Genomic DNA, 21,024 nt, shown 5'->3' on the forward strand with positions numbered 1-21,024 from the left:
ATGAGGGAAGCCCCCGGCCGATGGCCGGGGGCTTCCCTCATGCAGGTCAGGACGCGACGGCCTGAGGCGGCGCCTGGGTCGACAGCGCGATCACACCGTAGTCCCAGCCCTTACGGCGGTAGACCACGCTCGGGTGATCGGTGCGCGCATCGATGAAGAGGAAGAAGTCGTGACCGACGAGTTCCATGCGATCGACGGCCTCCTCGGCCGTCATCCACTCGGCGCCGAACTCCTTCTCGCGGATCACGACAGGCGAGTAGTCCTCGCCAGCGCCGGAGTCGCTCTGCACGGGCACCTCGCCCGTCGCAACCGCGCGCAGCACGTCGACGGACGCGGGCTGCACATCGATGCCGGAAAGCTCTCCCGTGCCCTTCTCGAACTTCGCTCCACGCGGGTGGTTTCGCGCGTCGATGCGCTTGTCCTTCGCCCGGCGGATCTGCTCCGAGATCTTGTCGACCGCGAGGTCGAGAGCGGCGAACTTGTCCGCGTCGGTCGCCTCCGCACGCACGACGGGACCCTTTCCGTCGAGGGTCAGTTCAACGGTGTCGTCTTCCATCCGACCATTGCGATAGGAACGGTGAGTGACCTTGACGTCGAGCGTCTGGGCCCGCGGGGCCAGGTGCTCGATACGGCTGACCTTTTCTTCGACCACCGTGCGGAAACGATCGGTGATACCGACTCCCACGCCGACGATGTTGGTGTCCATCCGTGACCTCCTTGTTCCGGGTTCCGCCCGGTCTAAGGGCGGAACGTCCGTCGCCTTCAGTCATCCCCACGCTAGTAGCGCGGCCCCTCCTGTGTCACGTACGAATCACCTGCGGTTCATCTGAGGACGCCCTGCGACGCGGCGTGTGCGACACCGTCACCGCCACGACATCGCTCGCACCGGCGGCCCGCAGGGCGCGAGCCGCGTCGTCGAGGGTGGCGCCGGTGGTGATGACGTCATCGACGACGACCACGCGGTGACCGGTGACCGGACGCGAGACGAACGCTCCCCCGACGTTCGCGTGGCGCGCGTCGCGACCGAGTCCGCGTTGGTCACGCGGCGTCCGCGCGACGCGCAGCAACGGGACGGGGCGCCAGCCGCTGTGTCGGACGAGCAGGTCCACCGGCCGATACCCCCGCCGCCGGTAGGCCGCCCGCGACGAGGGCACCGTCGTCACGACCGCCCCCGACGCGGTGGCCTCGGCGAGCACTGCCGCGAGCGCGGGGGCGAAGGCACGGGCGAGCGAGGTTCGCCCCTCTTCTTTCAGGGCGCGCAGAACACGCGCGGGTACGCCCGAGAACTCCACCGCACTGGTCACGGCCAGCCCCGACCCGGTGCGGCGTCGGAACGGATCCGGGGCCAGGGCGCGGCGGCATCCGGTGCACAGTCCCACGTCGAGCGCCCCGCACCCCGCGCACGCGAGAGGGAGCCAGAACGTCAACGCCTCGTTGAGCGCGGGAACGACGGTGCGAACGGCGGCGAGGAGGCGGGGCATGGGGCGATGCTGCCGGATCGGAGGCTCCGCGCGCCGGTGTCGCACCCGCGTGCGTGGACGAAACGGCTCCTCCCACCGATGGGGAGGACGAGCGGCACGTCAGGAGGCGGTGCCCTGCTGCGCCGCGAGCACGCGGACGTCGTCGGCCACCAGGGTCCAGGAACTCCCCCGGCGGCTGAACAAGCGACCGGTCTCGTCGAGCACTCGCACGCTCGTGCTTCCTCCCGCCAGGGAACGAGCGCCGTCGGGGGCCGCGCCGGTGGTTCCCCGCCCGCCGACGCCGAGTTCGCGGAGGTGACTGACGCCATCATCGAGCGCGAGCACGCCGATGTTCGCGTCATCGAGCCACGCCAGGTCGAACGCCCCGGGCTCGGAGAAGGACAGCACGTGCGGCGGGCCCAGATTCACCTCACCCGTGGTGCGCAGGATGCCGGCGACCCAGACCTCCCGGACGCCGGCCACCGTGACGATGGCCGCGACACGCGTGCCGTCTCGCGAGATCTGGAAGGACGTGATCCCCGACGCATCGGGCCAGGCGTTGCCGATCTCGGAGGGGACGCCCTCGGCGGTGAAGGCGCGCAGCTGCGCCGGAGCCGACGCCGGCACGCTCCAGATCAGGCCGGACGCGTCGATCGATGGCGCGACGAGACCGGGACGATCATCCAGCAGGAAAGTGCGGCCGTCGGCCAGAGCGCTGGCGACCGTGCCCTGCGCGGTGCGGACGGCTGCGAGGCTGCGATCCGCCTCGATCTCGATCGACTCCGGCGCGAGGGACTCGACGGCGTCGGAGAGTCCCGGGATGGTGGACACCTGGTCGCCCGACAGGATGCCGAACGTACCGTCGGCGGTCAGCACCGCGGGGGGCGGGTCGACGCGCGTCACGCGCACGGGCACCTCGTTCGCGGCGATGGGCGTGCCCTCGACGGTCATCTGCACCTCGCTGATGCCCGCCGTGGCAAGACTGCGCGTCAGTTGGGTCTGCATGCGATCGAGTGTCGTGGTGTCCAGGCTCAGCGCGGCCCGGGGCAGCTGCACCTGGGCGACTCCGCCCGACGACAACGTGACCGAACGTCCGACGAGCGAGAGATCCTCGGGGAACGCGTTCTTGACGGCCCCCTCCAACCAGGCGCTCGGCTGGCCGTCGACGAGGGCGGTGGCGACGCGACTTGCCACCAGCGGGCGGGGGAACCAGCGCACGTCCGGGACGATGAAGCTCCAGGTGGGGTCGAAGTACGCGATGGATGCCGACTGGTACACCGTCGGGAAGACCTCTTCGTAGAGCACCACACCGTCCGGGGCCGCGCTGATGCGCCATTGCTCGTCGACACGGGTGAGGGAGAAGCCGAGGGTCTCGGTCGTGCCGTCCACGGCCGGTGAGTACGCCCCGTCCCCGTCGACGCTCGCGATCGTCGACACGGCGACGTTCACGCCGGAGCCGTCTGCCGTGGCGGTGGCGCGTCGATCGGCCAGGCGGTCGATCGTGACGCGCGCCCGGGGGTCCCACTGCGTCCCCGGCGCGAGGAAGAGCTTGGCCGTCGCCCAGTCGTCGGCGGGACCCGAACCGGCTCGGAGGAAGCCCTCGACGATCTCCGCCGGCGAGGCATCGTCCTGGGGGCCATCCGGGACGAAGGCGAACGTCTGCGCGTCGTCACTCTGCGGCCCGCGGCCGGGATTGACGTATCCCGCCGTGGGGAGGCCCGTGCAGGCCGAGAGGACGAGGACGAGGGTCAGGCTCAGCAGCGACAACGCGCGTCTCACGGCGTCCCCCGTGTCGTGGTGCGGGCGAGGGAGATGGGCTGCGTGATACCGAGCGCCTCGAGAGTGCCGCCCTGTTCGTCGTCGGGCACGAGGGGCAGGGGCGAGCTCCCCCGTGGGCGTCCGTCACGCGGCAGCGTCAACACGAAGTTGGACCCGCGCCCCGGTTCCGACCACACCGCGAGCGTTCCTCCGTGCAGACGGGCGTCACCGAGGGCGATCGAGAGGCCGAGTCCCGTCCCGCCGATCGTCCGGACGCGCGAGGGGTCGGCGCGCCAGAACCGGTCGAAGACGCGCTCGACGTCCTCGGCACGCATTCCCAGACCGAAGTCGCGCACCCCGAGGGCGACGGCATCCCGATCGCTGTCGACGGAGACGACGATCGGCCGCCCTTCGCCATGCTCGATCGCGTTGCCCAGAAGGTTGCGCACGATCCTCCGGATGCGGCGGGCGTCCATGTCGACGGGCGTGTACCCACCCGGTGCGACGAGGCGCACGTCAGAGCCGTGGTTCTCGGCGAGCTGCTCCATCGACGCGATCACGTCTTCGGCGAGGGAGGCGAGGCTGGTCGCTTCGAGTTCGAGCTGCACCGATCCGGCGTCGTAGCGACTGATCTCCAGGAGATCGGTCAACAGCACCTCGAAGCGCTGCACCTGCGCGTGCAGGAGTTCGGCGGCACGCCCGGTGACCGGGTCGAACTCCTCGCGCTGGTCGTTGATCATGTCGGCCGCGAGCTTGATCGTGGTCAGCGGGGTACGCAACTCGTGCGAGACGTCGGAGACGAAGCGCTGCTGCACGAGGGAGAGGTCGGCGAGCTCCTTGATCTGCGACTCGATGCTGTCGGCCATCGCGTTGAACGACCTGTTCAGCGTCGCCAGCTCGTCCTCCCCTCGGACCGGGAGCCGCACGGCCAGATCGCCCGCGGCGAGCTTCGCGCTGGTCTCGGCGGCATCGGCGATCGGGGTCGTCACCGACCGCAGCACCACCCAGGCGATGGCGCCGATCAACACGACGAGGATCAGGCCGACCACCCAGAGCAGCACCTGCACGAAAGAGAGCGTCTGCGCGGCGCTGGCGAGGTCGTACCCCATATAGAGCTCGTAGTAGTCGACACCGTCTTGGGCGGGAAAGCGCAGCTGGTGCCCGACCAGGATGCCCGGAACCTGACGGTCGTTCTCGGCCGGCAGCGCGACGGACTGCCACCACTGCAGATCCGGGCTCGACTGCACCTGCGTGCGCAGCTCCGGCGTGACGAGATCGGACTCGAACGTCGGAGAGATGAAGGGCTGCGGCGCGAGGGGCGACGGCGGTCCGATGCGGTACAGCGCGATGAGGTCGCTCGAGGACTGCTGCGACAACCGCGTCGCGATGCCGTTCATCAGGGTCTGCGCGGCCGCCGGATCGGTGGAGTCGACGGCGGCGTCGAGGGTCGCCTGTGCGGAGGCGGTGGCACGCTGCGCCTCCAGGAGGACCTGGTCCTTCCGCGCGGTGAAGAGCTCGTTCTGAATGACCAGCGCCATGGCGAGACACGTGACGAGGATTGTCGTCGCGGTCAGCGCGACCGTGATGACGATGGTGCGGAACCGCAGCGACCGGCGCCACAGGGTGATGAGCCGTTCCCGGACACTGCGCCAATCGCGCATATTCCAGCCTCGCGGCGACGCCAGCGTGCGCACCGCCCCGGTCATGACGGACTCAAGCCACCGCGCCGGCGCGATAGCCCACACCGCGGACGGTGGTGACGATGCGAGGGTTGTCGGGGTCGGCCTCGATCTTCGCGCGTAGGCGCTGGACGTGAACGTTCACCAGACGGGTGTCGGCCTTGTAGTGGTAGCCCCAGACCTGCTCGAGCAGCATCTCGCGAGAGAACACCTGCTGAGGCTTCTCGGCGAGGGCCACGAGCAACTCGAACTCCAAGGGGGTGAGCGCGATCGGTGCATCGCCGCGACGCACTTCGTGCGCGGCGACGTCGACGACGAGATCACCGATGCGCAGGGTCTCGTCGACCGGGGCCTGCGAGGGCCGCAACCGGGTGCGGATGCGAGCGACGAGCTCCTTCGGGTTGAAGGGCTTGACGATGTAGTCGTCGGCCCCCGACTCGAGCCCCTTCACCACGTCGGCGGTGTCGGTGCGGGCGGTGAGCATGATGATCGGGATGCCGGACTCCGCCCGCACGCGCGTGCAGATCTCGATGCCGTCGACTCCGGGCAACATGAGGTCGAGGAGGATCAGATCGGGCTTCTCGCTGCGCCAGGCCTCGACCGCCTGCGCGCCGTCGGCGCAGAAGACGGTGTCGAATCCCTCGGTGCGCAGCACGATGCCGATCATCTCGGCCAGTGCGGTGTCGTCATCGACAACCAGGATCCGTGAAGTCATCGGGTGTACGTCTTCCGTCTCGAAACCCGCTCGGGGACGGGCCTGGGCACCCCGGGTGAGGGAGCATCCCTACGAGAGTAGTCGACGCGCCCGCGAAGGGGCCGAGCATCTCGGGGGTGTCCGGGTCGCTCACCCGCCCGGCCGCCTCTTCCCGTGTCGGGGGTCTATGACACGATGAAGACACAGCCGACCACCGAGGAGGCGTCATCGTGACCGCGTACCCCGCCTGGACCCCCGCGTCGCGCCCGGGCATCGTCCCGCTGCATCCGTTCGGTTTCGGCACGATCCTCGGCCGGTCGTTCACGGCCCTGCGTCACAATCCCCGCGTGCTCCTCGGCTTCGCGCTCGCCGTGCAGACGGTCGCCTACCTGGTGGTCACCGTGGCGATCGCGGGAGTCGCCCTCGCGAGCTTCTCCCGCCTCGACACCCTCGTCGAAGGCACCGACGACTACGACGCGGTGTTCTTCGGCTCGTTCGCGCTGACCGCCGTCGTCGGACTCGTCCTCGGCGTGGCGGCCGGGGGCCTCAGCGTACTGGTGCAGGGGGTCGTCGTCGGCGAGGTCGCGCATGCGGTCGTCGCCGAGAAACCCACCCTGAAGGTGGTCTGGCGTCGCGTGCGCCCGGTCTTCTGGCGCCTGATCGGCTACGCGGCCCTCACGTTCGCCGCAGCCGTGGTGGTGTTCGGGATCCTCGCGGGAATCGTGGTCGCCATCTACCCCGTGGCCATCCCCCTCGCGGTCATCGCCGGTGTGTTCTTCGCGCTCGGCTGCATCCCGCTCTACCTGTGGCTCGCGACCAAGCTCTTCCTCGTGCCCTCGGTGATCATCCTCGAGGGCGTCGGCGTCCGACGGGGGATCGCGCGGTCGTGGCGCCTCACCCGCGGGCGCTTCTGGTCGACGCTGGGCGTGCTCGTGATCATCTCCTTCGCCTTCAGCGTGATCGCGCAGATCATTTCCTTCCCGCTGGGGATCCTCTCGGGCGCGGTGTCGACGATCGTCGCCCCGACCGGTGCCTCCGAACCGGGCGGCTGGACCGCGTTCATCGTCGTACAGCTGCTGGGGCAGGCCGGCATCCTGCTCGTCCAGTCCATCGCCCTCGTCGTACAGTCCACGTCCGCGGTGCTCGTCTACGTCGATGCGCGCATGCGCACCGAGGGACTCGACCACGATCTCGCCTCCTACGTCGACGCCCGCGACGCCGGCGGCGACGATCTGCCCGACCCGTATCGCGTGGGCATCGGTCGCACGATCGCTCCCGTGCAGCCGTGGGCAGCTCCCGGAATGGCGGCTCTGCCGGCGGCATGGGGTCCTCCCGCGCCCGGTGGGACCCCCGCGGGCTGGGGTGCACCCCCGCCCCCGCCGTACGCCGCCGCCTCGGGGGCACCCTTCGGCACCCCGCAGGCGGCTCCTCCCTCCGGCCCTGCACCGGCCACCCCGCCGTACGCTGCCGCGCCGCCGGCGCCGCCCGCGGCTGCGGCACCGCCGTACGCCGCCGCCCCGCCCGTGGCCGCCGCACCGCCCGCTCCCCCCACCTCCCCGGCGGTCGCCCCCGCCGACCCTTCACCGGCCGAGCCGACTGACGCCGCCGGGCCAGCGCGTCCCCCCGCGCCGCCCACGACCACGTGGGCGCCGCCCGGCGCCCGCACCGACGACACGTGAGCCCCGTGATCGCGGACCTGACCTCGGTCCTGGCCTCGCTGCTCCCCGACGCCGACGAAGCACGGGAGTGGGCAGAGCGCGAACTGTCCGACCCGGCGTACCAGGCGGCCGAACCGACGCTGATCGACCGTCTCGCCCGGGCGGTCGTCGACTTCTTCGGCGAACTGCTGAAGAACTCCGCGTCCGGTGGTTGGGGTCCGTCCGCCCTCATCGTGCTGGCGCTGCTCCTCATCGCCGGCATCGTCGTCGGCATCCTCATCTGGGGCCGACCTCGTGCGCTCGCGCGCGCGCAGCCACCGGCCCGGGCCCTGTTCGACGATGACGACGGCCGCTCCGCGGAAGAGCTACGGGCCGACGCGTCCGCCGCGGCGGTGCGGTCCGACTGGGACGCGGCGATCGTGCTGCGCTTCCGAGCCTTCGCTCGCGGTCTCACCGAACGTGGCCTGGTCGACCCCCCGCCGGGGGCGACGGTGCGGGCGTTCGCCCGCGCCTCCGCCTCCGCCCTCCCCTCACTGGAGACGCGCCTCGACGAGGCCGCCGGGATCTTCGATGACGTGCGGTACCTCCGCCGGCCCGGCACCGAGGAGCGCTACCGCGTGGTGGCCGACCTCGACGACGCCGCCATCCGCGCGCGCCCCCTGTCGCTCGCTCCGGTGTCGACGACGTGACGGCGACCACCGATGCGGGCGTCGCCGCCCCCGCCCGACGCCGCGCCGCTCTGGGGTGGGCCGCCCTCGTCGCGGCCCTGCTGGTGATCGGGCTCGTCGGCACGACGCTCGTCTACGGCGGGTGGACGCAGAAGGCCCTCCTCGACCCCGAGTCCCCCGCGCCCGACGGCACCCGCGCGCTCGTGCGCATCCTGGAGGAGCAGGGCGTCCGCGTGACCGTGGCCCGCGACCGCGCCGCGGCCGAACGCGCCCTCGACGGGGGCGACGCCACCCTCGTCATGCGTGATGCCCCGATGCTGTCGGACACCGCCCTGCGGTCGCTCGCCGACCGGGCGCGCAGCGTCGTCCTCGTCGAACCGCGCTCGCGTGCACTCGATGTGCTGATGGACGGTTCCACTCTCGGGGGATACGTCGACGACCGCGCGACCGACGCCGGATGCGACCTCCCCGCACCGCGCGCCGCGGGCACCGCGCGCACGGGCGAGCTGATGCGTCCCGGATCCGGAGTCACCGGGTGCTATCCGGTCGACGGCGAGTTCGGCGTGCTCGTCGCCGACCGGGGCGACGGCCGCACCGTGACGGCGCTCGACGGCATGGCGACGATGACCAACGCCGCCCTTCCCCTCGACGGCAACGCCGCCCTCGCCATCGGCACGTTGGCGACCACCGGCACGGTGGTCTGGTACGTTCCCTCGCCGGCCGACGCCGACCCCGACACGGCCGTTCCCACGATCGGTGACCTCACTCCGCCGTGGGTGACACCGGGCATCGTGCTCCTCCTGCTCGCCGCCCTCGTCGCGGCGATCTGGCGAGGACGCCGGTTCGGCCCGCTCGTCACCGAACGCCTCCCGGTGATGGTGCGGGCCACCGAGACCACCGAGGGCCGCGCGCGGCTCTACGCCGCATCGGGCGACGCCCCGCACGCCCTCGACGAACTGCGCCGAGCCACGAGAGGTCGCCTCGTGCGCAGTCTGGGCCTCGCCGCCCACACCCCCGCCGAGCAGATCGCCGACGCGGTCGCCGAGCGGCTTCGGGCGGACCGCACCGTGATCCACGGCATCCTGATCTCCGACACTCCCGCCAGAGACCGCGACCTGGTCGCCGCGAGCGACCGGCTGCGCGACCTCGAGACGAGCGTGCGCGCCGCGCTCCACACCGAAAGGACCACCCGATGACCGACAGTCCTCTCGACCCCCCTCGCCCCGACGGGGCGGCGACCGCGACGAGCACGGAATCCGCGGCATCCGCGGTCTCCGGACCGGAGGATGCCGCCCTGCGCGAGGCCATGCACCGGGTGCGCGTCGAGGTCGGCAAGGCGGTCGTGGGGCAGGACGGCACGATCACGGGACTGCTGATCGCGCTGCTCTCGCGCGGACACGTGCTGCTCGAGGGCGTCCCCGGAGTCGCGAAGACGCTCCTCGTGCGCTCCTTCAGCCGCGCACTGGGTCTCGACACCCGCCGCGTGCAGTTCACCCCCGACCTGATGCCCGGCGACGTCACCGGATCGCTCGTGTACGACGCCCGCGCCGGAGAGTTCGAGTTCCGGGCGGGGCCCGTCTTCACGCACGTCCTGCTCGCCGACGAGATCAACCGCACGCCGCCCAAGACCCAGGCAGCTCTCCTGGAGGCGATGGAAGAACGTCAGGTGTCGTCCGACGGCGTCAGCCGCGCCCTGCCCGACCCGTTCCTCGTCGCCGCGACCCAGAACCCCGTCGAGCACGAAGGCACCTATACGCTCCCCGAGGCGCAGCTCGACCGCTTCCTCATGAAGCTCGTGGTCGAGCTCCCCGGCCGCGACGCCGAGGTCGACGTTCTGCGGCGCCATGCGGGCGGTTTCGACCCGCGCCGGCTGGAGGCCGCCGGTCTGGACCCGGTCGTCACCGCCGACGAGATCCTCGCCGCGCAACGGGCCGCGGCCACCGTCGCGGTCGACGACGACCTGCTGGCCTACATCGTCGACCTCGCCCGGGCCACGCGTCAGAGCCCCTCGGTGCTGCTGGGCGTCAGCCCGCGCGCGACGACAGGCCTCCTCGCGGCGGCGAAGGCCTGGGCGTGGCTCGGCGGCTATCCCGCCATCACCCCCGACCACGTGCAGACCATGCTCGTCCCCGTCTGGCGTCACCGCATCCGGCTGCGCCCCGAGGCCGAGATCGAGGGCGTGTCGGTCGACGCGATCCTCACCTCGGTCCTGCAGCAGACGCGCGTCCCCATCTGATGTTCGTCACCGGTCGCCTCGCCCTGCTCGTCGCCCTGGGGATCGTCCCGCTCGTTCTCCTGAGCACGGCGGCCGTCTCGGCGTGGCTCGTCGTCGGCGGCTGGGTGCTGCTGTGCGCGGGGGCGGCCGCCATCGACGTCGTCGCCGCGGCGGATCCGCGTGCCGTCGAGATCACGCGACGGCTCCCGGAACGGGCGTTGCGCGACGAACCGGTGCGCGGCGAGCTGCGCGTGCGCAACCTCGGCTCCCGCCTGCTGCGGGCACACGTCCGCGATGCGTGGCAGCCCACGGCCGGCGCGCCCGACGAGCGTTCGCGGTTCGTCGTCCCACCCGGCGAGCGGCGCGCGGCCCCTCTCCCCCTCCTGCCGCGTCGCCGCGGCGAGATCCGCAGCGCCTTCGTCGTCGTACGCTCGGCGGGCCCCTTGCGTGTGGCCGGACGCCAGGCGGTGATCGACGCCCCGGGCCGGATCCGTGTGCTGCCCCCGTTCACCTCCCGGCGGCACCTCCCCTCCCGCCTCGCGCGTCTCCGCGAGCTCGACGGGAACACGAGCCTTCAGGTCCGCGGGCAGGGCACCGAGTTCGACAGCCTGCGCGAGTACGTCCGGGGCGACGATGTGCGCTCGATCGACTGGCGGGCCACGGCACGCGCCGGCACCACCATGCTGCGGACGTGGCGCCCCGAACGCGACCGGCACGTCGTCATCGTGATCGACACCGGGCGCACGGCCGCGGCCCGCGTCGGCGACGGCGCGCGCCTGGACGCCGCGATGGAGGCCGCTCTCCTGCTCTCGGCCCTCGCCGTCCGCGCCGGCGACCATGTACACCTCGTCATGTTCGACCGCGCGCCGCGTGCCCGGGTGACCCGGGTCGACGGCGCACAGCTCCTCCCGGCGCTCGTCGATGCCATGGCTCCCGTCGAACCGCAGCTGATCGACACCGACTGGGACGCCGCCTTCGCCCAGGTCCGCCGGTTTACGGTGCGTCCCGCCCTCGTCGTCCTGCTGACCGCGCACGACGACCCCGAGGCCGCCCGCGGCTTCCTGGCTTCTCTGCCCGCGGTGGCCGCACGCTCGCGTCTGCTCGTCGCGACCGCGACCGACGGCCCGGGTGACGAGCCGGAACGAACGGATGCCGCCGCGGTCTACGCCGCGGCGGCCGTCGAACGCGCGCGCCACGACGCCGCGCGCGTGCGCGATGCGGTGATCCGTGCGGGAGGCGACGCCGTCGCGGCCTCGGCCGACGACCTGCCGCCGCTCGTGGCCGACCGGTACCTCGCCCTGAAAGCGGCCGGTCGGCTCTAGCACACCCAGCCCCCATGCAGCCCGCGACATACGTCGCGGCTTATCCTGGGGGGTACCCTTCGAGCCGTTCGCGCGTCCCCTCCGTGCCCGGCTGCGCCGTCTACGCACAGGATGCGGGAGCTCTCTTGCCAGGTAACGCCACCACGCACTTCGACGATGTGGCCCTCGTGTCGGTGGCGAGCGTCCTGCCCAGCCGCGTCACGACGTCGGATGACATCGAGGAGCGTCTGGCCCCGGCGCTGCAGCGCCTCAAGCTCAAGCCCGGCCTGCTGCGCCGCGTCGCGGGCGTGAACGAGCGCCGCAACTGGGCCGCGGGAGAGTCGTCCGACGAGGCGACCATCGCGGCCGGCAAGCAAGCCTTGGCCGAGGCGGGCGTTCATCCCGGCGAGGTCGGTCTCATCATCAACACCTCCGTCACCCGCAAGCACCTCGAGCCCTCGGTGGCGGTGCGTCTGCACCACGGCCTCGGGCTGCCGAGCTCGGCGATCAACTTCGACGTCGCCAACGCGTGCCTCGGCTTCATCAACGGCATGAGCCTCGCGGCCGGCATGATCCAGTCGGGCCAGGTCAAGTACGCGCTCATCGTCAACGGCGAGGATGCCGACGAGATCCAGGTCAACACGATCAACCGCCTCGTGCGCGAAGACCTCGACCGCGACGCCTTCATGCAGGAGTTCGCGTCGCTGACGCTCGGTTCGGGCGCCGCGGCCGCGGTGCTCGGCCGCGCGAGCGACCACCCGGAGGGCCACCGCATCGTCGGCGGGGTGACCCGGGCCGCCACCCAGTTCTACGACCTGTGCGTCGGCAGTGTGGACGGCATGTTCACCGACGCCAAGGCCCTGCTCAAGGGCGGCCTCGACCTCGTCGTGTCGGCGTGGAAGGAGGCGAAGGACGAGTTCTCGTGGACGGGCATGGACCGCTACATCACCCACCAGGTGTCGTCCGTGCACACCTCCGCCATCGTGCGCGCGGCGAAGCTCGACCGCGACCGCGTGCCCGTGACCTACCCGCACCTGGGCAACGTGGGCCCGGCATCCATCCCCATCACCCTCGTCGACGAGCAGAAGACGCTGCGCCGGGGCGATCGCGTCCTGCTGATGGGAGTGGGCTCCGGGCTGAACACCGGCATGCTGGAGCTGGCCTGGTGAGGGTCACGGCCCTCGATGCGACCCTGCCCCCCGCCGGGCTGCCCGGACTCGACCCGACGCTGTCGCGCCTCGTCGGGGTCGCCGGTGCGGCCGCCGACGCGGGACGCACCCGCACGTGGCACGTGCTCGACACCGGCGCCGCCCTCGCCGAGCGTGGTCTCGAGCCCGTCGGCACGATCGTCGCCGTGCACGGCAACCCCACGTGGTCGTATCTGTGGCGCGCGCTCGTGAACGCATCACTGGAGCGCGCCGACGCCGGCCGGACGCCCTGGCGCGTCGTCGCCGTCGACCAGCTCGAGATGGGTTTCTCGGAGCGTTCACCGCTGCGGCGGACCCTGGCCCAGCGCATCGCCGATCTCGACGCACTCGTCGCGGAGCTCGGCATCCGCGGACCGATCGTGACCATCGGACACGACTGGGGCGGACCTGTCTCGCTCGGCTGGGCCGTCGAGAACCGCGACCGCCTTGCCGCCGTCATCGCCCTGAACACCGCGGTGCACCACCCCGACGGCGCCCCGTTGCCGTTCGCTCTGCGCGTCGCGACGGCCCGCGGCATGCTCGCGGCAGGAACCACCGGCACCACGGCGTTCCTCGACACGACCCTCGCCCTGGCCGAGCTCGATCCGGCCGTGCGCGCCGCGTTCCGCGCGCCGTACGCGACGGTGGCCCGCCGTCGGGGCATCGGCGGGTTCGTCGCCGACATCCCGGCCACCGCCGCAGATGAGAGCACGCCGGCGCTCCGGCGGATGTCGGCGGGCCTGCGCGAGCTCGAGGTGCCCGCGCTGTTCCTCCGCGGCCCGAAAGACCCCGTGTTCGGCGAGGGCCATCTCGACGACCTCACCGAGCGTCTTCCGCACGCCGATGTGCACCGCTTCGAGGGTGCCGGACACCTCATCGCCGAAGAACGTCCCTACGCCGATGTCGTGCTCGACTGGCTCGACGAGAAGGGGGTGGCGACGGATGCCGCCGGCCCGGACGCCGCGATCACCCCCGAGGGTGCGCCCGACATCGCACCGACCGGTCACCTCTGGGACGCCCTCGACGCCCGCCGCGACGACGACGACACCGCGGTGATCGACATGACCGCCGCGCGCGACGGCGCACCGCTCCGCGTCAGCTGGCGGCAGCTCTCCGCCCGCGTCGACGAGATCGCCGCGGGCCTCGACGCGTTCGGCGTGCGCGCGGGCGACCGCGTCTCGCTGCTCGTGCAGCCGGGCCCGACGCTCACCGCCGCCCTCTACGCCTGCCTGCGCATCGGCGCGATCGTCGTCGTGGCCGACCGGGGTCTCGGCATCCGGGGTCTGTCGCGCGCGGTGCGCGGGGCCGTGCCCGACGTCGTCATCGGCGAGGTCGCGGGTCTCGCCGCCGCCCGCGCGCTCGGTTGGCCGGGGCGCCGGATCTCGGCCGCGGCACTGCCCGCCGTGACCGGCCGCGCGCTCGGCGTCGAGGCGAGCCTGTCCGACCTCGCCCGCGCGGGCCGCGGGCGCGCGCTGCCCGCCCCTCCTGCTCCCGACGCCGACGCCGCCGTGCTGTTCACCTCGGGTTCGACGGGACCGGCGAAGGGCGTCGTGTACACGCACGCTCAGCTCACCGCTCTGCGCGACACCCTCGCGGCGCACTTCGGCGTCACCGCCGAGACGGGGTTGGTGACCGGCTTCGCCCCGTTCGCGCTGCTCGGACCCGCCCTCGGAACCCGCTCGGCGACGCCCGACATGGACGTCTCCGCTCCGCGCACCCTCACCGCCGCCGCCGTCGCCGCCGCGGTCCGCGCCTCCGAAGCGCGCATCGTGTTCCTGTCTCCCGCCGCGGTCGCGAACGTCGTGGCCACGGTCGCGGAGCTGGACGACGCCGACCGCGCCGCCCTGGAACGCGTCGAGACCTTCCTCTCGACGGGCGCCCCGGTAGGCATCGACCTCCTACGTCGCGCGCAGGAGCTCATGCCGAATGCCGTCGCGCACACCCCGTACGGCATGACCGAGTGCCTGCTCGTCGCCGACGTCACGCTGCCCGAGATCGAGGAGGCCGCGGGCGACCGCGGCGTCTGCGTCGGTCGCCCGCTCGGCACCGGTCAGGTGCGCATCTCGGCCCTCGACGCCGAGGGTCGCGCCATGGGTGAGCCGACCGCTGACGCCGGGGTCACCGGCGAGGTCGTCATCTCCGCACCCCACCTCAAGCGCGGATACTTCCGCCTTTATCTCACCGACCGCCAGGCCCGCCGCGGCATCGCCGACCGCTGGCACCGCACCGGCGACGTCGGGCACCTCGATGCGGAGGGGCGCCTGTGGATCGAGGGGCGACTCCCCCACGTCATCACCACCGCCGACGGCCCGATCACCCCCGTCGGCATCGAACAGGATGCCGAGACCGTCGACGCCGTGAGCCGCGCGGCGGCCGTGGGCGTCGGCCCCCTGGGCCGCCAGGTCGTCGTCGCCGTCGTCGAGGCCGGGACCCGTCGCCCGGGACTCGCCTCCCCCGAGCTGACCGACGCGGTCCGCGCGGCGACGGCGCAGCCGTTGGCCGCGGTGCTCGTCGCCCCCGCACTGCCGACCGACATCCGGCACAACTCGAAGATCGACCGCTCGCGCCTCGCGGCGTGGGCCGAGCGCCTCCTCGCGGGCGAGAAGCCGACGGCACCGTGAGGATCCTCGCCACCGGCGCGTCCGGCTTCCTCGGCCGGGCCGTCGTCCGTGCCCTGCAGGACGCCGGTCACACCGTCCGCACGCTGCAACGCCGCCCCTCCGGGGTCGACGGCGCCGAGGACCACCTCGGCTCGGTGACGGATCCGGATGCCGTGGCATCCGCCCTCGACGGCATCGACGGCGTGGTGCACCTGGCTGCCAAAGTGTCGCTCGCCGGCGATCCGGCGCAGTTCCGCGCGGTCAACGTGGAGGGCACGCGCACGCTCCTCGACGCCGCCGCCGCCGCACGGGTCTCACGCGTGGTGCACGTGTCGTCGCCGTCGGTCGCGCACGCGGGGCACGCCCTCGCGGGGGTCGGAGCCGAACCGGCCGATCCCGAGGCCGCACGCGGCGAGTACGCCCGCACCAAGGCCGAAGCCGAGCTGCTCGCTCTCTCCCGCGTGGGCGACGGCCTGGCGCTCGTCGCGATCCGCCCGCATCTCGTGTGGGGGCCGGGCGACACCCAGCTCATCGCACGCGTCGTCGACCGTGCCCGCCGGGGCCGTCTGCCGCTGCTGAACGGCGGCACGGCGCTCATCGATTCCACTTACGTCGACAACGCGGCATCCGGGATCGTCGCCGCCCTCGACCGCGTCGACGACGTCAGCGGCCGCGCCTACGTGCTGACCAACGGTGAACCTCGGCCGGTGGGCGATCTGCTCGCGGGCATCTGCCGGGCCTCGGGTGTCGCACCGCCGCGGTTCAGCGTGCCGGCGGGACTCGCCCGCGCAGCGGGTGCGGTGGTCGAACGGGTCTGGGCCGTGCGCCCGGGCACCGATGAGCCGCCCATGACGCGCTTCCTCGCCGAGCAGCTGTCGACGGCGCACTGGTTCGACCAGACCGAGATCCGCCGCGACCTGCGCTGGACCCCGGCGGTGTCGCTGGATGAGGGCCTCCGCCGCCTGTCGCGCGCCTGAGCTCCCACCGTCTCCTCCGGCCCACGTCACACGATCGGGCCGACCGCACGCGCTCCGAGCGCCCCACACCGTGTGACCTCGCGCGGATCGTGTGATCTCGCGTCCCCTCGGCACGGCGGAAGGCCCGCCCCCGCGAGGGGACGGGCCTTCCGGGGCCGCACTCAGACGAGGTCGAACCGGTCGAGCTCGGTGACCTTGCGCCAGGCGGCGACGAAGTCGCGCACGAACTTCTCCTTCGCGTCGTCGGAGGCGTAGACCTCGGCGAGCGCGCGCAGCTCGGAGTTCGACGAGAACACGAGGTCGACGCGCGTGCCGATCCCGACCTTCTCGCCCGAGCCGTCTTTCGTGCCCTCGAAGGCGTGCTTGCCGCTGTCGAGCGGCTTCCACGTCGTACCGAGGTCGAGCAGGTTCGCGAACACGTCGTTCGTGAGCGCGCCCGGGGTGTCGGTGAACACGCCCCAGTCGCTGCCGTCCCAGTTCGCGCCGATCGCGCGGAGGCCGCCGACGAGCACGGTCATCTCCGGTGCGGTGAGCGTGAGCAGGTTCGCCTTGTCGAGCAGGAGGAACTCCGCGGGCAGACGCGCCTCACGCGAGGCGTAGTTGCGGAACCCGTCGGCGATCGGCTCGAGCCACCGGAACGACTCGATCTCGGTCTGCTCCTGCGAGGCGTCGGTGCGGCCGGGGGTGAAGGGCACCTCGACCTCGACGCCGCCCGCGCGGGCAGCCTGCTCGACACCGGCGTTGCCGGCGAGCACGAGCAGGTCGGCGATCGAGACCTTCTTGCCGTCCGCCGCCTGCGCATCGAACTCGGCCTTGACGTTCTCGAGCACCTGGAGCACGGATGCCAGCTGCTCGGGGTTGTTGACCGTCCAGCTCTTCTGCGGCTCGAGACGGATGCGCGCACCGTTCACGCCGCCGCGCTTGTCGCTGCCGCGGAACGTGGATGCCGCCGCCCACGTGGTCGTGACGAGCTGCTGCACGCTCAGCCCGCTGTCGAGGATCTGCTGCTTGAGCGCAGCGGCATCCGCCTGATCGATGAGCGGGTGGTCGACCGCGGGAACGGGATCCTGCCAGACGAGAATCTCTTCCGGCACCTCGGGGCCGAGGTAACGCTCGCGCGGCCCCATGTCGCGGTGGGTCAGCTTGAACCACGCGCGAGCGAAGGCATCCTGGAACGCGGCCGGGTCCTCGGCGAAGCGACGCGAGATCTTCTCGTAGGCCGGGTCGACGCGCAGCGCCAGGTCGCTCGTGAGCATGCGGGGCTCGCGGCGGCCGTCGGAGTGCGCCTCGGGGACGAGGCCTTCGCCGCCACCGTTGACCGGACGCCACTGGTGCGCGCCCGCGGGGCTCTGGAACAGCTCCCACTCGTAGCCGAAGAGGATGTGGAAGAACTCGTTGTCCCACCGGGTGGGGTGGTAGGTCCACGTGACCTCGAGACCACTCGTGATGGTGTCGTCGCCCTTGCCGGTGCCGTGGTCGTTCTTCCAGCCCAGGCCCTGGTCCTCGATGTCGGCGGCCTCGGGGTTGGGCCCGACGTGCGAGTCGCTCGCCGCGCCGTGCGTCTTGCCGAAGGTGTGTCCACCGGCGATGAGCGCGACGGTCTCCTCGTCGTTCATGGCCATACGGCCGAACGTCTCGCGGATGTCGTGAGCCGACAGCTGCGGGTCGGGGTTGCCGTTGGGGCCCTCCGGGTTGACGTAGATCAGCCCCATCTGGACGGCGGCGAGCGGACGCTCGAGCTCGCGGTTGCCCGTGTAGCGCTCGTCGCCGAGCCACGTGGTCTCGGGACCCCAGTACACGTCGTCATCGGGCTCCCACACGTCGGTGCGGCCGCCGGCGAAGCCGAAGGTGGGGAAGCCCATGTCTTCCAGCGCGACGTTGCCGGCGAGGATCATGAGGTCGGCCCACGAGATCGCCTGGCCGTACTTCTTCTTGATGGGCCAGAGGAGGCGGCGAGCCTTGTCGAGGTTGACGTTGTCGGGCCAGCTGTTCAGCGGGGCGAAGCGCTGCATTCCCGCGCCCGATCCGCCGCGACCGTCGGTCACGCGGTAGGTGCCGGCGCTGTGCCAGGCCATACGGATCATGAGGGGGCCGTAGTGGCCGAAGTCGGCGGGCCACCAGTCCTGCGAGGTCGTCATGACCTGCTGGATGTCGGCCTTGACCGCGGCGAGGTCGAGCGCCTCGAAGGCGGCCTTGTAGTCGAAGCCCTCGTCGAGGGGGTCGCGAAGCGTGTTGTTCTTCGCGAGGATCTTGACGTTCAAGGACTCGGGCCACCACACGCGGTTGGCGGATCCCTGGGTGGGGTGGGGCAGGGCGCCGGCGGGCTCGCTGTCGGCGGGGGCCTCGCCCACCGGCAGTCGGTTGTCGTCGGGGGCGGCTCCATCGTGGAAGACGGGGCACCCGTTCAGAGCGTCGCTCATCGGGATCCTCTCGGTTTTTCGGCTTCGGATTCTGCTCGACAATCGGGACAGACACCCCAGAACGTCACTTCGGCGGTCTGGATGGCGTACCCGGTCCCCTCCGGTACGTGCAGGCACGGCGCTTCGCCGACGACGCAGTCCACGTCGTCGATGCGGCCGCACCCGGTGCACACCACGTGGTGGTGGTTGTCGCCCACCCGCAGTTCGAACGTGCCGGCGTGGCCGGCGGGTTCGATGCGGCGGGCGAGGCCCGCGTCGGCGAAGTCGCCGAGCGCGTTGTACACCGACTGCTTGCTGGTGCCGGGGAGGACTCCGCGGATGCCGTCGTACACGGCGTCCACGGTGGCGTGCGGGCGGTGGCGCAGGGCCTCGAGGACGGCGACACGCGTCGCCGTGACTCGGAGCCCGGCACCGCGGATGAGGTCATCCGCGGTGGCATCCGTCCGATCGTCGAGCATTCCCCCACTGTAGCTTGTTTTGAGTGAATCAAAAATGACACGCGGGAGAACGATCGACGATCCGTGGAGAGCTCTCAGCCGGCGGTCAGCGTGGGCGTCCCGGCCTCGTACTCGGTGAGGTCGCCGGTCTCGCCCGCCCGCACCGCACGGCGACCGACCCAGAGCATGTAGAACAGGAACACTCCGAGGGCCGCCGCCCCGATGGCGATCTTCACCTGCCACGGCCACTCCCGCGGGGTCACGAACCCCTCCACGACGCCGGACAACGCAAGGGCGAAGATGAGTCCGACGGCCACCGTGGCCAGCGAGCGTCCGGCCGCGGCGAGCGCCGCCCCGCGGGTGCGGCGCCCCGGCGCCACCCACGCCCAGAAGATCTGGAGACCCGCGGCTCCGGCCACGAAGATCGCGGTGAGCTCGAGGAGCCCGTGCGGAAGGATGAACTGGAAGAACACGTCCGTGCGGTCGAAGGCGATCATGATCGCCGCCGACTGGCCCACGCCGATCGCGTTCTGCATCATCGCCATGAGGGGCCACACGCCCGTCACCCCGAACAGCACGCATTGCGCCGCGATCCAGGCATTGTTCGTCCACACCGACCCGGCGAAGATCGCGTTCGGGTTCTCGCGGTAGTAGTTCACGAACTGCTGATCGGCATAGTCCTGGAGCTGACTGCGGCTGCCGAGGGCGGCGACCGCCGCGGGGTCGCCCGAGATCCACAGGGCGACGGCGGTGGCCACGATCACGAACCCGACGGCCACAGCGAGCGTCGCCCAGCGAACCCGGTACAGCGCCGCGGGAAGCTGGAGCAGGAAGAACCGGGGCATCTGCTTCAGCACGTTCTCGCGCACACCCGTCAGCCGCAAGCGCGTGCGGGCGAGCAGGATCGAGACGTAATCGCCTTGGGGTGTGCGCCCCGCCGAGGTCTTGATGTCGGCGAGGTCGGCGGATGCCGCGCGGTAGCGCGTGACGAGCTCGTCGACCTCTCCCCCGCTGAGCCGGCGCGTGCGCCCGAGTTCGTCCAGACGCGCCCACTCCTCGCGGCGGGCGGCCGTGAGGGCGTCGAGGTCCATGTGGTCAACTGTACGCATGGCTTCGTCCACGGCATCCTCCCCGTCCTCGACCCGGGCGGTCGCGCTCGTGCACACGGCGGCAGAAGAGACCCTGACCGGCGAAGCCGTCACCCTCGACGTGCAACCGCTGGGCTTCTTCCTCCGGGCTCTCGGCTGCCTGATCGACATGGTCGTCGGGGCGGTCCTGCTCATCGGCGGCGCGCTCCTGCTCGTGACCATGGCGTCGGCGGGGACGATCCCCGACAGCGCCCTGCGCATCGCCATCATCACGTTGCTCGTCGTCGTGACGGTGGTCGTCCCGACCACCGTCGAGACGCTCTCCCGAGGGCGGAGCCTCGGACGGTTGGCGGTGGGCGGACGGATCGTCCGCACCGACGGCGGCGCCGCCGGGTTCCGCGCCGCGTTCATCCGCGCCCTGGTCGGCGTCCTCGAGCTGTGGCTGACCCTCGGTGGCCTCGCCGCCGTCGTGGGGATGTTCACGCCGCGGGCGCAGCGATTGGGTGACCTGCTCGCGGGCACGTCGAGCGAACGCACGCGGACACGCCCGCTGCCGCCGCCCGCCCCGGGCCTGCCCGCGGGCTGGGAGTCCTGGGCGCAGGTCGCCGACGTCTCGCGTCTGCCGGATCGTCTCGCCGCGCGACTGTCGCAGTTCGTCCGCGGTGCAGAACTCCTCGATCCCGCGGCACGGGTCCGCGTCGCCGCGACCCTGGCCGACGCCGTCGCCCCCTTCGTCTCACCGCGTCCGCCGGCGGACCCCGAGGCGTTCGTCCGGGCTGTCGCGGCCCTGCGGCGGGATCGGGAGTACCGCGCACTCGTGATCGAACGCGAGCGCGCCGCGAGCCTCACCGCCCGCTAGCACGCCGATCAACACCATCAGGC

General features: G+C 72.0%; 17 protein-coding genes. 9 read left to right on the forward strand and 8 right to left on the reverse strand.

The features are described from left to right. Positions 1 to 46: 46 nt before the first annotated feature. The 5 genes from raiA to mtrA all read right to left on the reverse strand — a co-directional run bounded on the left by raiA (position 47) and on the right by mtrA (position 5,612). Positions 47 to 706, reverse strand: coding sequence for a ribosome-associated translation inhibitor RaiA (raiA, locus tag PIR02_00560; protein ID WZH37165.1), 660 nt, complete (start codon positions 704 to 706; stop codon positions 47 to 49). A gap of 94 nt (positions 707 to 800) precedes the next feature. Beyond that, positions 801 to 1,481: a phosphoribosyltransferase family protein gene (locus PIR02_00565; GenBank protein WZH37166.1), complete on the reverse strand. Its 681-nt coding sequence runs from the start codon at positions 1,479 to 1,481 to the stop codon at positions 801 to 803. 99 nt (positions 1,482 to 1,580) lie between these two features. After that, on the reverse strand, positions 1,581 to 3,239 hold the full coding sequence (locus tag PIR02_00570) for an LpqB family beta-propeller domain-containing protein (protein ID WZH37167.1): 1,659 nt from the start codon (positions 3,237 to 3,239) through the stop codon (positions 1,581 to 1,583). Continuing rightward, a complete protein-coding gene (mtrB, locus tag PIR02_00575; protein ID WZH37168.1) occupies positions 3,236 to 4,879 on the reverse strand; it encodes an MtrAB system histidine kinase MtrB in 1,644 nt (547 codons plus the stop codon). Before mtrB ends, PIR02_00570 begins: the two co-directional genes overlap by 4 nt. A gap of 52 nt (positions 4,880 to 4,931) precedes the next feature. Further along, positions 4,932 to 5,612 (reverse strand): MtrAB system response regulator MtrA, encoded by a 681-nt coding sequence (gene mtrA / locus PIR02_00580; GenBank protein ID WZH37169.1) that lies wholly within the window; start codon positions 5,610 to 5,612, stop codon positions 4,932 to 4,934. A 209-nt stretch (positions 5,613 to 5,821) separates the two neighbouring features. Between mtrA and PIR02_00585 the strand changes: the two genes are divergently transcribed. The 8 genes from PIR02_00585 to PIR02_00620 all read left to right on the forward strand — a co-directional run bounded on the left by PIR02_00585 (position 5,822) and on the right by PIR02_00620 (position 16,197). After that, positions 5,822 to 7,270 (forward strand): glycerophosphoryl diester phosphodiesterase membrane domain-containing protein, encoded by a 1,449-nt coding sequence (locus PIR02_00585; protein WZH37170.1) that lies wholly within the window; start codon positions 5,822 to 5,824, stop codon positions 7,268 to 7,270. Next, on the forward strand, positions 7,267 to 7,938 hold the full coding sequence (locus PIR02_00590) for a DUF4129 domain-containing protein (protein ID WZH37171.1): 672 nt from the start codon (positions 7,267 to 7,269) through the stop codon (positions 7,936 to 7,938). The genes PIR02_00585 and PIR02_00590 overlap by 4 nt, the downstream gene beginning before the upstream one ends. Next, entirely contained in the window at positions 7,935 to 9,113 is a 1,179-nt protein-coding gene (locus PIR02_00595; protein ID WZH37172.1) for a DUF4350 domain-containing protein, read from the forward strand. Before PIR02_00590 ends, PIR02_00595 begins: the two co-directional genes overlap by 4 nt. Before the next feature lie 110 nt (positions 9,114 to 9,223). After that, a complete protein-coding gene (locus PIR02_00600) occupies positions 9,224 to 10,153 on the forward strand; it encodes a MoxR family ATPase (protein WZH39060.1) in 930 nt (309 codons plus the stop codon). Further along, the gene (locus PIR02_00605) at positions 10,153 to 11,454 is read left to right on the forward strand and encodes a DUF58 domain-containing protein (GenBank protein WZH37173.1); all 1,302 of its coding nucleotides are present in this window, start codon (positions 10,153 to 10,155) and stop codon (positions 11,452 to 11,454) included. Before PIR02_00600 ends, PIR02_00605 begins: the two co-directional genes overlap by 1 nt. 125 nt (positions 11,455 to 11,579) lie before the next feature. Beyond that, a complete protein-coding gene (locus PIR02_00610) occupies positions 11,580 to 12,602 on the forward strand; it encodes a 3-oxoacyl-ACP synthase III (protein WZH37174.1) in 1,023 nt (340 codons plus the stop codon). Then, positions 12,599 to 15,241 (forward strand): alpha/beta fold hydrolase, encoded by a 2,643-nt coding sequence (locus PIR02_00615; protein ID WZH37175.1) that lies wholly within the window; start codon positions 12,599 to 12,601, stop codon positions 15,239 to 15,241. The genes PIR02_00610 and PIR02_00615 overlap by 4 nt, the downstream gene beginning before the upstream one ends. Continuing rightward, entirely contained in the window at positions 15,238 to 16,197 is a 960-nt protein-coding gene (locus tag PIR02_00620; protein ID WZH37176.1) for an NAD-dependent epimerase/dehydratase family protein, read from the forward strand. Before PIR02_00615 ends, PIR02_00620 begins: the two co-directional genes overlap by 4 nt. A 161-nt stretch (positions 16,198 to 16,358) precedes the next feature. On the opposite strand, the gene katG is transcribed toward PIR02_00620, so the two are convergent. From katG to PIR02_00635, 3 genes are all read right to left on the reverse strand, one after another. After that, positions 16,359 to 18,617, reverse strand: a complete 2,259-nt coding sequence (gene katG, locus PIR02_00625) for a catalase/peroxidase HPI (protein WZH37177.1) — start codon at positions 18,615 to 18,617, stop codon at positions 16,359 to 16,361. Beyond that, complete coding sequence (locus PIR02_00630; GenBank protein ID WZH37178.1) at positions 18,614 to 19,075, reverse strand: Fur family transcriptional regulator; 462 nt, start codon at positions 19,073 to 19,075, stop codon at positions 18,614 to 18,616. The genes katG and PIR02_00630 overlap by 4 nt, the downstream gene beginning before the upstream one ends. A gap of 74 nt (positions 19,076 to 19,149) precedes the next feature. Next, entirely contained in the window at positions 19,150 to 20,145 is a 996-nt protein-coding gene (locus PIR02_00635) for a stage II sporulation protein M (protein ID WZH37179.1), read from the reverse strand. A gap of 16 nt (positions 20,146 to 20,161) precedes the next feature. On the opposite strand from PIR02_00635, the gene PIR02_00640 reads away from it, so the two are divergent. Next, positions 20,162 to 21,001, forward strand: coding sequence for an RDD family protein (locus tag PIR02_00640; GenBank protein ID WZH37180.1), 840 nt, complete (start codon positions 20,162 to 20,164; stop codon positions 20,999 to 21,001). Positions 21,002 to 21,024 lie beyond the last annotated feature (23 nt).

Origin of the sequence: Microbacterium enclense (assembly GCA_038182865.1) — a bacterium.
Lineage (GTDB): Bacteria > Actinomycetota > Actinomycetes > Actinomycetales > Microbacteriaceae > Microbacterium > Microbacterium enclense_B.